This window comes from Octadecabacter arcticus 238, assembly GCF_000155735.2.
GTDB classification, from domain to species: Bacteria; Pseudomonadota; Alphaproteobacteria; order Rhodobacterales; family Rhodobacteraceae; genus Octadecabacter; species Octadecabacter arcticus.
This window is the reverse complement of the sequence record NC_020908.1, coordinates 4,401,424-4,413,361: the sequence shown is the minus strand read 5'-3', so window position 1 is coordinate 4,413,361 and position 11,938 is coordinate 4,401,424. Positions and strand designations below refer to the sequence as shown.

The 11,938-nt window shown below is 54.9% G+C and carries 12 protein-coding genes, 1 tRNA gene and 1 pseudogene; 8 read left to right on the top strand and 6 right to left on the bottom strand.

The features are described from left to right. Positions 1 to 299: 299 nt before the first annotated feature. Positions 300 to 1,004 carry a tetratricopeptide repeat protein gene (locus tag OA238_RS22885; RefSeq protein ID WP_015497048.1) on the bottom strand — a complete coding sequence of 235 codons (705 nt, stop codon included), beginning with the start codon at positions 1,002 to 1,004 and terminating at the stop codon, positions 300 to 302. A gap of 475 nt (positions 1,005 to 1,479) precedes the next feature. Between OA238_RS22885 and istA the strand changes: the two genes are divergently transcribed. Then, entirely contained in the window at positions 1,480 to 2,967 is a 1,488-nt protein-coding gene (gene istA / locus OA238_RS22875; RefSeq protein ID WP_044036328.1) for an IS21 family transposase, read from the top strand. Beyond that, positions 2,964 to 3,728 (top strand): IS21-like element helper ATPase IstB, encoded by a 765-nt coding sequence (istB, locus tag OA238_RS22870; protein ID WP_015494275.1) that lies wholly within the window; start codon positions 2,964 to 2,966, stop codon positions 3,726 to 3,728. The genes istA and istB overlap by 4 nt, the downstream gene beginning before the upstream one ends. Positions 3,729 to 3,731: 3 nt before the next feature. Here istB and OA238_RS22865 read toward each other — a convergent pair whose 3' ends face one another. Together OA238_RS22865 and OA238_RS22860 are read right to left on the bottom strand one after the other, a co-directional pair. Further along, positions 3,732 to 4,106, bottom strand: coding sequence for a hypothetical protein (locus OA238_RS22865; RefSeq protein WP_044037439.1), 375 nt, complete (start codon positions 4,104 to 4,106; stop codon positions 3,732 to 3,734). Between the two features lie 4 nt (positions 4,107 to 4,110). Next, positions 4,111 to 5,136 (bottom strand): LacI family DNA-binding transcriptional regulator, encoded by a 1,026-nt coding sequence (locus tag OA238_RS22860; protein WP_015497047.1) that lies wholly within the window; start codon positions 5,134 to 5,136, stop codon positions 4,111 to 4,113. A gap of 102 nt (positions 5,137 to 5,238) precedes the next feature. On the opposite strand from OA238_RS22860, the gene OA238_RS22855 reads away from it, so the two are divergent. Further along, positions 5,239 to 5,315, top strand: a tRNA-Arg gene (locus OA238_RS22855). A gap of 330 nt (positions 5,316 to 5,645) precedes the next feature. On the opposite strand, the gene OA238_RS22850 is transcribed toward OA238_RS22855, so the two are convergent. Further along, positions 5,646 to 6,350 (bottom strand): winged helix-turn-helix domain-containing protein, encoded by a 705-nt coding sequence (locus OA238_RS22850; RefSeq protein ID WP_015497046.1) that lies wholly within the window; start codon positions 6,348 to 6,350, stop codon positions 5,646 to 5,648. Then, the gene (locus OA238_RS22845; protein ID WP_015497045.1) at positions 6,322 to 6,603 is read right to left on the bottom strand and encodes a hypothetical protein; all 282 of its coding nucleotides are present in this window, start codon (positions 6,601 to 6,603) and stop codon (positions 6,322 to 6,324) included. The genes OA238_RS22850 and OA238_RS22845 overlap by 29 nt, the downstream gene beginning before the upstream one ends. A 165-nt stretch (positions 6,604 to 6,768) precedes the next feature. On the opposite strand from OA238_RS22845, the gene OA238_RS22840 reads away from it, so the two are divergent. The 5 genes from OA238_RS22840 (at position 6,769) to galE (ending at position 10,744) form a co-directional block, all read left to right on the top strand. Then, positions 6,769 to 7,209, top strand: a complete 441-nt coding sequence (locus OA238_RS22840; RefSeq protein ID WP_015497044.1) for a hypothetical protein — start codon at positions 6,769 to 6,771, stop codon at positions 7,207 to 7,209. A 206-nt stretch (positions 7,210 to 7,415) separates the two neighbouring features. Next, positions 7,416 to 7,574, top strand: coding sequence for a hypothetical protein (locus tag OA238_RS33100; RefSeq protein ID WP_187293099.1), 159 nt, complete (start codon positions 7,416 to 7,418; stop codon positions 7,572 to 7,574). 29 nt (positions 7,575 to 7,603) lie between these two features. Continuing rightward, complete coding sequence (locus tag OA238_RS22830; RefSeq protein ID WP_015497043.1) at positions 7,604 to 8,233, top strand: ribonuclease HII; 630 nt, start codon at positions 7,604 to 7,606, stop codon at positions 8,231 to 8,233. A gap of 110 nt (positions 8,234 to 8,343) precedes the next feature. Then, positions 8,344 to 9,465: a site-specific DNA-methyltransferase gene (locus tag OA238_RS22825; RefSeq protein WP_015497042.1), complete on the top strand. Its 1,122-nt coding sequence runs from the start codon at positions 8,344 to 8,346 to the stop codon at positions 9,463 to 9,465. Positions 9,466 to 9,739: 274 nt separating this feature from the next. Further along, positions 9,740 to 10,744, top strand: coding sequence for a UDP-glucose 4-epimerase GalE (galE, locus tag OA238_RS22820; RefSeq protein ID WP_015497041.1), 1,005 nt, complete (start codon positions 9,740 to 9,742; stop codon positions 10,742 to 10,744). Positions 10,745 to 10,751: 7 nt separating this feature from the next. On the opposite strand, the pseudogene OA238_RS22815 reads toward galE, so the two are convergent. After that, a pseudogene (locus OA238_RS22815) lies at positions 10,752 to 11,900 on the bottom strand (alkane 1-monooxygenase). Positions 11,901 to 11,938: the final 38 nt, after the last annotated feature.

Below are 11,938 nucleotides of genomic sequence, written 5' to 3'. Positions count from 1 at the left end.
GGGGGGTAGCGACTACCATACAAAGCAAAAAGGCGGCGGTTCTAAGTAGCTTAATCATTGTTCGTCTAACCTCATGTTCGCAATTCAAATGGATGGTTATTTACCTGTGTTCCAAGGCAACCAGCGGCGTGGCTTTTTCCTCATTGCAGGACCACAAATGCTTTCAGGTGGCGGCAGCATCCGAAGCACGTCATCAAGGTGGCTCTGCCGCAACGCAGTTTTTTTACGCTCGGCCTCAAAGGCATAACCGTAAACCTGCCCTTCGATGGGCAGGTCATTGAACGGGCCGCACCAACGCCTTAACCGCAATCCTGATATTCTGACTCCATGCAGCGCCGCGCGAGTGACTGTGCTTCGGCTATCTGTTCGCGAGTCATAAATTGTTCAAGTTGACCACGGTGCTCTGGGGCTCTGGCAAACCCGTTTGCACCACTGATGTTCATCCACATGTGTGAAATAACGTCGTCCTGAATCACACCACTGCCGCTCAAGTACATGACGCTGAGATTGAATTGCGCGTTAGCATTTCCCTGCTCTGCTGCATTGCGGTACCAGTCCACCGCCTCAGCATTATCCTTAATCACACCGTCACCGTTGCTATACATGTTGCCGAGGTGGGTCTGCGCTGGGGCAATTCCCTGCTCTGCTGCCAGCCTGTACCAGTTCGCCGCCTCAGCATAATCCTGCGTCACACCGGTGCCGCTGAAGTACATGTAGCCGAGGTAGGCCTGCGCGTTGGCATGACCCTGTTCAGCTGCCAGCCTGTACCAGTTCGCAGCCTCAGAATTATCCTGAATCATACCGTCGCCGATGAAGTACATGTCGCCGAGTTGGGTCTGCGCTTTGGCATCACCCTGCTCTGCCAGCGGCAGCCATTCTTGCAGTGCCGTTTCGTAGTCACCCGCTTCGTATGCAACCAAACCCTTGTCAAAATCCTGCGCCATGGCGGGGGTAGCGACTGCCGTGCAAAGCAAAAATGCTGCGGTTTTAAGTAGTTTAATCATGGTTCGGCTAACCCCTCTAAGTATTATATGGACGGTATTAGGATGGCCAGTGAGGTCAATCAGGTAATCAAAACTTGGTGGCCACTTAGTTACAACAATAAAAGTTGCTAATTTTCACTGTGCAGCAGCCAAGATATTCGCTAAAAAAGAGCACTTTTGACCCTCTGTCAATTGCAGCCTCATTTCTCAAAATCCCTGATTTGTGAATGCGTGCAGTTTCGACCTGATACCGGTCCCGAAAGCGTGGGCAGGTAAGTTCTGAACACCCACCGGCAACGGTTCAGCGGCGATGTGCGCGACCTGCATAAACGCACTGCCTATGGCTAGATGTATATATGTCCTAGTGACTGTGACGCTTGAGAACGGCAGTGCAAAAGTGAGCCACGGAAGTGGCAGGATTATCTTGCTGCAGGCAAAGTAAAACTTTGCCACTTTAGTCTTTTCTGTTTTCAGGGAGGGCGGGGGTATTTTCAGCGTGGAACTTTACAGAAAGGTCCGCCTCGCACGTCGAGGTGGCATGAGCGAACGAGCAGCAGCCGTTCATTTTGGGATATCGCGCGCGAGCGTGAAGAAGATGATGAGCTTTTCGGTTCCGCCCGGATATCAACGAACTGCGAAGATCAAGCGGCCCAAGCTTGATGGCTTTACCGGCTTCATTGATCAATGGCTGCAAGACGATCTCAGCCGGAACCGTAAGCAACGCCACACGGCCAAGCGCATTTTTGAACGTCTGCGGGACGAGCATCAATTTCGAGGCGGGCAAACCACGGTCAAGAACTATGTCCGGGAACATGGCCGCCACCATCGAGAGATGTTTGTCCCACTGGCACATGCGCCTGGCCACGCTCAGGCGGATTTTGGCGAAGCGATGGTCGTGATCGGCGGTGTGGAGCAGAAGGCACATTTCTTTGCACTGGATCTGCCCTACAGCGACGCATGCTTTGTGCGTGCTTATCCTGCAGCGGTCTCCGAGGCCTGGGTTGATGGCCATGTCCATGCCTTTGCCTTCTTCGGGCGGGTGCCGCAGTCGGTTCTCTACGACAACGACCGGTGCCTTGTTGCGAAGATCCTGCCAGACGGTTCACGCAAGCGGACCAAACTGTTCAGCGGGTTTCTGTCGCATTACTTCATCCAGGATCGTTATGGTCGCCCGGGCAAGGGCAACGATAAAGGCGCCGTTGAGGGTCTGGTCGGATATGCCCGGCGCAACTTCATGGTGCCCATCCCTCATTTTGCCACGTGGGAGGCATTCAATCTTTGGCTGGAAGAGCAATGCCGCAAGCGCCAGAACGATGTCTTGCGCGGGCATAGCGACAGCATCGGGCAACGCTTGGCCCGCGATCTTGAGGCCATGATGGATCTGCCAGCATCTCCGTTCGATGCCTGTGATCAGGCCAGCGGCCAAGTGAACTCGCAAGCATTGGTGCGCTATAAAACCAACGATTATTCCGTTCCGGTTGCCTATAGCCATCGTGACGTCTGGCTACGCGGCTATGTCGATCAGGTTGTGATTGGCTGTGGTGGCGACGTCATTTCCCGCCACCCAAGGTGCTGGGACCGCGAAGACATGGTCTTTGACCCGATCCACTACTTGCCCCTGCTGGAGCAGAAGGCGGGCGCATTGGATCAAGCCGCCCCTTTGGCGGGCTGGGACTTGCCGGACGAATTTGCGACCCTGCGCCGCTTGATGGAAGCCCGAATGATCAAGGCGGGGCGGCGTGAGTATGTACAGGTCTTGCGGCTGCTGGAGACCTTCGAGATGGGGGACCTGCACATCGCCATCAAAAACGCGCTGCGCATGGGCGCAATTGGCTTTGATGCCGTCAAACATCTTGTGCTTTGCCAAGTCGAGCAGCGGCCACCCAAGCTGGATCTGGATGTCTATCCCTATCTGCCCAAGGCCAATGTCGGCACAACATCTGCAGCCAGTTACATGTCCTTGATGCGGGGGCAATCAGCATGACTGAAGCTCCCCAAATCCTTCTGGACCACCGCCTCAAATCGCTGCGGCTGCCGACCGTTCTGCGGGAATACAGCAAACTGGCCAAGCAAGCCGCAGCCGAGGGACTGGACCATGTGCAATTCCTTGCACGTCTAATCGAACTGGAGATGATTGACCGGGAACGCAGGATGATCGAGCGCAGGATCAAAGCCGCAAAGTTCCCAGCCGTTAAAAGTCTGGACAGCTTCGATTTCAAGGCGATCCCCGCCCTGAACAAGATGCAGGTGCTGGAGTTGGCGCGTTGCGAATGGATCGAACGGCGTGAGAATGTCATCTCGCTTGGCCCCTCGGGCACCGGCAAGACCCATGTCGCCTTGGGCCTTGGCCTATCAGCATGCCAGAAAGGCATGTCCGTTGGATTTGTCACCGCCGCCGCACTCGTCCATGAGCTGATGGAGGCCAGAGACGAACGCAGACTGCTACGGCTTCAAAAGCAGATGGTGGGTTACAAGCTGCTGATCATCGACGAGTTGGGCTTTGTGCCACTGAGCAAAACCGGCGCTGAGCTGCTGTTTGAATTGATCTCCCAACGCTACGAGCGCGGATCCACGCTAATCACAAGCAACCTGCCATTCGACGAATGGACAGAAACATTTGGGTCAGAACGCCTGACAGGCGCACTCCTCGACCGCCTGACCCACCACGTCAACATCCTAGAGATGAATGGCGAAAGCTACCGCCTTGGTCAGAGTAAGGCGCGTCAGGCAACGCCCAAAACCTGAACCTCAATCAGCATAGATTGGCCCTGACGGGCCAAAGCATCCGGGCAAACGCCAGCTATATGACAAGCGCGGCTGCCCGGATGCTGGCGCTCGTCTATACGCTGATTGTCCCAACCCCAAAGTGGCAACATTTTGCGCTGACCTTTGGCTCACTTTTACTCTGCCGTTGACAGTCGATCCCTTGCGCGTTCCCGTCAGCACCGCAAGCAGCGTGTCGGTCGCTTCGGCGCGAAAGGTGTTGGGTTCGACAACTTCACCGCGCAAAGTGCTGCCAGTTTCGATCAGTACCGCGTCAAAGGACACTGGCGTTCCAAGGGCGATGTTGTCGTAGTCAAAGCGACCCGTCCAACTTCCGCTTAAGGACTCCGATCCTGCCATTGGCTTAATTCGTGCGCAATGTGTCGCCGAAAGACAGCGTTGGCGACAATTCAACCACTTGGCCCTCGTCACTGGCCCCTTCAGCATTGCGTGCGGCGATGATGCGCGCCGCAGTCTGGCCGATTTCACGGCGGCAGGCATCCATTGTGGCCAGTTGCAGCGGCAACCCGTCCAACAGTTCAACGCCATTGAAGCCGGCAAGACCGATTTTTGCGGGAATATCGGCGCCCTTTTCATGTAGGTAAAGCAGCCCGCCAGCACCGATCATGTCATTGGAATAATAAAGAAAATCTAAATCAGGCGTGCGCCGAAGCATCGCGGCCGTCATTTCACGCCCCTTGGCGAGCGCCGACCCACCGGAGTAAAACTCTTGGTCTGCAATCTCTACCCCGCCCTTGGCGAGGGTCTGCGTGAACCCCTCAAAGCGTTTGCGTGCACGGTGATCGAGCGGCATTTTCGTGCCCATGAACCCGATACGTTTGTAGCCCGCCTTCAGGATTTCTTCCGCCATAATGCGGCCCGCGCGACGGTGCGAAATACCCACGGACGTGTCCACAGCTTCACCGTCGGTATCCATAATTTCAACCACAGGAATTCCGGCTTGCTTCAACATCGCTCGTGATGCGTCTGAATGTTCGAGACCCGCGATGATCACACCGCTTGGGCGCCACGACAGCATCTCGAACAGGACTTTTTCCTCTTTTTCCGGCTGATAGTCGGTCACACCAACGACGGGTTGCAATTCGGTACCTTCAAGTTCTTCGCTGATGCCTGACAAAACTTCAGGGAAAACCATATTGCCCAAAGACGGTATGATCACAGCCACCAGATTAACTCTCTGTGACGCCAAAGCGCCGGCGATTTTGTTGGGCACATATCCCAGCCTGCGTGCCGCCTCCTGAACTTTTTCACGGGTCGCAGCGCTGACGTCGCCTTTTTTTCGAAGCACACGGCTAACGGTCATTTCGCTCACGCCAGAGGCCTCAGAGACATCTCGCAGCGTAAGGGGACGTTTGGATCTGGTCTGCAATGGGAATATCCTGTCGATGATCTAATTAAACGTTACTGCCCTTAGCCAAAGATGTCCAAGCCCTTGCGACGTGGCCCATTCCACGGCAAACAGGCACAGCGTGGCCCCGTGGCTCAACTGGATAGAGCAGCCCCCTCCTAAGGGGCAGGTTATTGGTTCGAATCCAATCGGGGTCACCATCTTCTATGCGAACTTTTATGTTCCAAAGCCTAACTGTTCACCTCAACCTAAGGGAGAGCGGGTGGTTGAGCCGATGAACTGTCAGGCATCATAGCTGCCGACTCTTTTGACAAACAGTCATTCCATGAGGCCTCGAACTCTAAGTGGTCCAGCCGTAGTTTGGATGTGCCGTCGCATGGGCTATCATTGCGCGAAAGATGCTGGGCAGAGCTATGAGGGTGGGGGGCACAACGCGGTTTTCGTACGATGCTATTAATCTACTTATTAACAAATAGTTAAGTTGCAAAAGCCTTATCCGCGGATAAGGTTCCGACCTAGGAAAATTGGCGTCACACCATGCGAATGACGTCTTTATCAATCGCCAACATGTAGCCGCGCCGCGCGATGTTGCGCACTAACAATTCCGATATCATCTGGTTGCCCAAGGTATCGCGCAATCGTTTGATCCGCGTGGCGCCGGCGGCCTCTTCGCAGTCCGACGATGGTCTGCCGGATATGACGCCTTCGATCTCGGCACCCGACAGAACTTCGTCGTCCATCCGTGCTTCAGCCAGCGCGCTCAATGTTTCAATCGCGGCATCGGTCAGTTTGAATTCAAAATCGTTGAGGTAGACCATGTTTTGATCGCGTGAGATCAACAGTGAATTCACCTCGATCCCTTTGCGTTCGATCTTTCCCATCCGGCGGTTCATTGCGATCAGCATCACAAGGAACATCACCGATGCAATCAACAACGCAGTCGCGAACACCAGCAACACGAAAATGACAAAGCGGTAGCTGTCCAAGGTCGCGGAAAACGCGGTGCCTGATTGGGCCAGTATCTCTAGAAGTTTGATTTCGGCCTGTCCGGTCAGCGATGCGTTTTCGACGAACAGCTGTTCAACCCGCGCATTAAACGCGTTGGCATCTGGCAGGTTCACGAACAACAAAATCGCTGCGGTTGCCAATATGACAACGATCGCTGAAATCCCACTGACGACAACTTTGTTGCCTGTCTGGCGCGATTCAATAGCGGAGGTAGTTTTCTCCAGCACTGGCCTGTCTCTCCTCAAGTCCGTCGTCTTCAAAGACGCCTAATATGTTCAATAATTGCCAATCGTCAGCAGCAAGGCGCGGCGTCAGTTCGACAAGCGCGCCTTCTAGCGAACACGCGCCCATGATCTCAGCTACACCGTAGTGCAGCCGAAGGGGATCGTCACGCTTGGCTTTATAGTCAGCAAAACACGCGGCCTGCGCCGCAGTCGACATCACCAAGAATGCCAGAGTGAGAGGGATAATGCGTTTCATGTCTGAAACATGCCTGTGCGCGCCATGTTATTCAATATCCGCCGTGCGCTGAGCCGTTGAAACCAGTTAACACTGTGACGTTATTGAACGACATGCGCCCACCACCCCATCGTTGGTCCATACTACGCTGGCAAGCTGCCCAGCATTACCTGAAAGGATCATACGATGTTTGCTCACTCAATCACCAAGACCCTCAGCGCTGGTGTTCTGTCTCTTACGCTTGCGTTAACTGCTGTTTCGCCGACGACTGCGTCTGCGCAAATATCAGAAGAAGATGCGATTGCTGGTTTCCTTGCGCTGTTGTTCATCGGCGCGGCCGTTCACCTCAGCGACAATAACAACGACAGACCTGCTCCGGTGGTTGAACCAACCCCACAACCGCGCAACTGGCGTGTCTTGCCCGCAGAGTGCCTGCGCAGCATCGACACTCGCCGCGGTAATTCAGTGCGGATGTTTACCCAGCGATGCCTGACCAACAATTACAATTTCACAAATCGTTTGCCGCAAGAGTGCCACGTCCGTGTGCGCACTGAGAACGGCCAACGCCGCCAGGGATATCGCGCACGCTGCATGCGCAACGCAGGATTTCGCACCAACCGGCATTAATGCCAGCGCGGAGTAGGGCGACTACCCAAAGTGGTCGCTCGGTCGGAGGCAGGGGGGAGGACATGGCCCCCTGCCTCTTTCCCATGCCAGATCGAGATGTTGTTTGCGTTCTGCGCATGGCGGGATTGCGCAAATGCCCTCTAAACAAATCAGTCAACCTTCCTTACCTAATGCCCATGGGAGCGATTGTTCTGAAAGGACAGGCCATGATCCAAGACCGTTTAACCGCCAAATTTTTAGACGCGCAGCCTGCCAAGCGCGAAAACGACAATCCACGCCGCGCCGTTGCGCCTAAGGTCAAAAAGGCCCCGGTGACCGACCTTTACACACGTGGTCGCAGCCTAATCGGGTCTTTCTGGCTCTAAGCCTTGCGGCCCGTGCCTCGGTTTGAGACATGGGCTGCATGAACGCAACAGACCCATCCGGCCCCGATTTCACGTTTGAAGAAGATTTGATTTCGCGCGGTGCAATATGCATCGCGGGCGTAGACGAAGTCGGGCGTGGCCCTTTGGCGGGCCCAGTGACTGCCGCTGCCGTGATCCTTGATCCAGCCAACATCCCTGACGGACTAAACGACAGCAAAATGCTGAGCCGCAAAAAGCGCGAGGCGTTGGAGCCGCTGATCTTTGCCAACGCCGAGGTCTCAATCGCGCACGCAACCGTCGAAGAGATTGACGAGATCAATATACTGCGTGCCAGCCACCTTGCTATGGAACGGGCGATTGCTGGATTGGGCCGCGTTGATCATGCCTTGATTGATGGAAATATGATCCCGCGCGGTCTGATCATTCCAGCGACCACAATCATCAAAGGCGACGCGCGATCTTTGTCGATTGCTGCGGCCTCAATTGTGGCAAAAATCTGTCGCGACCGCATTATGGTGGGGTTGGCGCAACAGTATCCGGGGTACGGGTGGGACACGAATGCCGGATACGGGTCGAAAAGCCACATATCTGCGCTGCACCGTCTTGGGGTGACCCCACACCATAGACGGTCGTTCAAACCCGTGCACTACATGTTGTGACAAGAATAATTGTAACCCTTTGATTCAATAAAGCTTTTGACTGCGAATCACCTTTGAGTCACATTGGGGGTAACCAATGAGCGGACCAACCGCCGGGGCAGAGGCGGATAATGACAAAGAAAAAAGCTGGGAAAAGTGCGCCTGACGTTAAGGCTGACTTACCCCTGAATAGTATTATTGACGGTGACTGTATTGAGGTCATGAACAGCCTGCCGGAAGGTAGCGTTGATCTTATTTTTGCGGACCCGCCCTATAACCTTCAACTGAAGGGCGACTTGCATCGCCCCGACAATTCCAAGGTCGACGCTGTCGATAACGATTGGGACCAGTTTGAGAGCTTTAAGGTCTATGACGATTTCACCCACGCATGGCTTAAGGCCGCCCGTCGCATCCTAAAACCTGATGGTGCGATCTGGGTCATTGGATCTTATCACAACGTGTTCCGCATGGGCACAGAACTGCAGAATCAAGGGTTCTGGATCCTCAATGATGTCGTCTGGCGAAAGTCGAACCCGATGCCGAACTTTCGCGGCAAACGGCTGACCAATGCCCATGAGACGCTGATCTGGGCGTCCAAAGCCGAAAAGTCGAAACCAACCTTTAACTATGAAGCGCTAAAAGCGCTCAACGAAGGCATCCAAATGCGCAGCGACTGGGTCCTTCCGATTTGCACGGGACATGAACGATTGAAAAATGACCAAGGCGACAAAGCCCACCCGACACAAAAGCCTGAGAGCCTGCTGCACCGTGTGCTGCTAGGCACCACCAACCCCGGTGATGTCGTGCTTGATCCCTTCTTCGGCACAGGTACAACAGGCGCTGTCGCTAAGATGCTAGGTCGTGATTACATCGGCATTGAACGCGAAGCTGAATATCGTGCAGTCGCAGAAAAGCGCTTGGCGAAAATCCGTAAATTTGACTCTGAGGCCCTTGAGGTGACGCAGTCCAAACGGGCGGAACCGCGGGTGCCGTTCGGTCAAGTGGTGGAACGTGGCATGCTGCGCCCCGGTGAAGAACTGTGGTCGATGAACGGTCGCCACAAGGCCAAGGTCCGTGCCGATGGCACATTGATCGGTGCTGATGCCAAGGGGTCTATCCACCAAGTGGGTGCGGCCTGCGAAAAAGCACCAAGCTGCAACGGTTGGACCTATTGGCACTTCCGCCGCGATGGCAAAACAGTTCCGATTGATTTGCTGCGCCAGCAAATCCGTTCCGAAATGCGGACTAACTAGAGCGTTTCGACTTTATGATGTATTGCTTGTTCGCGGTCTCTCTCTTTGGCCGAACGCGAACAAGCGATCCCCAGTATGCTGGGTAAAGTCGAAAGGCGAATGAGGACCACCCCAAGTTTACTGCCTGTGCCTGCGGCCCAATCGCCGTAGCACCACTTATCCCCCGTCGGTCCCCAAGACCTGACGGGGGTTTTTTATGTTTTAGTTCCCCTTGATTGTGGCGTGACGCAGCCTGTTTTGCACGCCATAGTGGGATGAATTAACGTGAGTCAAAATGGCGAAAATTCTTCTCACGGGCGGGGCCGGATATATCGGGTCGCACACGTATCTGGCGTTGGTTGAGGCCGGATTTGAAGTTGTGATTTTAGACAATTTTTCGAACGCGAAGTCAGATGTTCCGAACCGTTTGCAAGATATCGCCGGAAAAATGGTCGATGTCTTTCAAGGCGACGTGCTAAACCACGCAGATTTGGACGATGTATTTGCCGCCCATAAGATCGACGGTGTAGTGCATTTCGCAGCCAAGAAGGCCGTCGGCGAAAGCGTCGCAAAGCCGCTCGATTACATGCATAATAACATCGGTGGATTGCTCAACCTGCTCGCGGCGATGGATGCAGCAGACGTGCGCCGCATTGTATTTTCATCCTCCGCGACTGTTTACGGTGATACAATCATCCAGCCGATTCCAGAAGATAATGCACGGACATATACGTCACCATACGCATCCACAAAAATCGCAGGCGAGCAGATTCTAGAGCAACTGCCCGACACTTGGGCTGTTGGCATCTTGCGCTATTTCAATCCCGTGGGTGCGCATAAATCGGCGATGATCGGCGAAGACCCAGAAGATATCCCCAATAATCTTGTCCCATATATCGCCAAGGTTGCGACGGGTGAGCTGGCAGAGCTCAGCGTTTTTGGCGATGACTATGATACCCCTGACGGCACCGGCGTGCGGGACTACATTCACGTTGAAGACCTTGCCGACGGTCATGTGCTGTCGCTGAAATCATTGTTGGAAACGGGCAAGAGCCACACGGTCAACCTCGGCACAGGCGAAGGATCGTCAGTGCTGGATGTGCTCGCGGCCTATTCAGAGGCATGCGGCCAAGACCTCGCCCATACGATCGCCCCGCGACGTGATGGGGACGTTGCCGTTCTAACTGCGCGACCAGAACAGGCCAAGGCACAATTGGGTTTTGAGGCAAAGCGATCCTTGGCCGATATGTGTAAATCAAGCTGGGAATGGGTCAGCGGCCAGCGACGCAACACACACTAGCGCATACTTAGCGGGGCATCGGGTTGGTTGCGTTTTTGTACGGCGTCCAATCCTTGATCTCTGGGTAATGTTTCTTGCGCCATGCCCGCACCCGCGGATTCATCACGCGCCGCCAGATGGGTGGGATCATCGCGGCCGTTGTCATGATTGGATAGCCGTAAGGCAATTGCGGGGCGTCGTCTTCGTCGTAGGTTTGCAGAAGTGGGAAGCGGCGGTCCGGTTTGTAGTGGTGATCCGAGTGGCGTTGCAGATTGATCAGCAGCCAGTTTGATGCCAATTGCGATGCGTTTCATGAATGGCGTGGCAGCACGTGTTCATATTTGCCATCCCCCAGATGTTTGCGCGTGAGGCCGTAGTGTTCGACGTAATTGACCAGTTCCAGCTGCCACATGGCGGTAAATGCCTGCACCAGAAACAGACCCAGCCCGGCCCAGCCGCCGACCCAAACCGCCAGAACCAGAAATGTGATCTGCAGTACGGCGTAGCGCCAGATCGGGTTGCTGCGGTGATGCCATGGCAGGTTCTTGCGCGCGAGCATCGCAGCCTCTGCCTTGAAAGCTGACACGGGTTGCTGGCGCAGGACGCGGGGGAAATATCGGTGAAAGCCTTCGTTGTAGCGCGCGGTTACCGGGTCTTTGGGGGTGCCCACATAGCGGTGATGCACCAGAAGATGTTCGCTGCGAAAGTGGGAATAGAGCGCCATAGCAAGCAAAATATCGCCCAGCCACCTTTCAAACTTAGGCTTTTGGTGGGCCAGCTCGTGCGCGTAGGTAATGCCGATCGTGCCTGAAATCACGCCAACTCCGAAAAACAACGCGACCTTTTCTACGCCCCCCAAATGCCCTGTCGCGGTGACATACCACAGCACGCCATACACTGTGATAAATTGCAATGGCGCCCAGATAAGCGTCACTAGGCGGTACCAGAACAGCTCATCTTCGCTTGTCTCAAGGTCTGCGTTTTCGTTGTAGGTGCCAGCCAATGCGTCGATTGCGGAAAACAGATACCACGTCGCGATTGGCATCAGGATCACAGTCCAGCCGCCAAAGACCGCGCCGATCCACGCCAGCGGGATCAGCGCCAATGATAACCAGAATGGTGCTGCGCGTGCGATGCGGGCCATGTTCGTGTGGGACACGACGGGAAAGGATGTCATTGTGGTCTCCTGTTTGGCTGTAACATAGCGGGTTGCGC

Coding starts and splice junctions, on each gene's coding strand:
- OA238_RS22885 (WP_015497048.1), bottom strand. CDS start 1,004: ATGATTAAACTACTTAAAACCGCAGCATTTTTGCTTTGCACGGCAGTC.
- istB (WP_015494275.1), top strand. CDS start 2,964: ATGACTGAAGCTCCCCAAATCCTTCTGGACCACCGCCTCAAATCGCTG.
- OA238_RS22865 (WP_044037439.1), bottom strand. CDS start 4,106: ATGGCAGGATCGGAGTCCTTAAGCGGAAGTTGGACGGGTCGCTTTGAC.
- OA238_RS22845 (WP_015497045.1), bottom strand. CDS start 6,603: ATGAAACGCATTATCCCTCTCACTCTGGCATTCTTGGTGATGTCGACT.
- OA238_RS22840 (WP_015497044.1), top strand. CDS start 6,769: ATGTTTGCTCACTCAATCACCAAGACCCTCAGCGCTGGTGTTCTGTCT.
- OA238_RS33100 (WP_187293099.1), top strand. CDS start 7,416: ATGATCCAAGACCGTTTAACCGCCAAATTTTTAGACGCGCAGCCTGCC.
- OA238_RS22830 (WP_015497043.1), top strand. CDS start 7,604: ATGGGCTGCATGAACGCAACAGACCCATCCGGCCCCGATTTCACGTTT.
- OA238_RS22825 (WP_015497042.1), top strand. CDS start 8,344: ATGACAAAGAAAAAAGCTGGGAAAAGTGCGCCTGACGTTAAGGCTGAC.
- galE (WP_015497041.1), top strand. CDS start 9,740: ATGGCGAAAATTCTTCTCACGGGCGGGGCCGGATATATCGGGTCGCAC.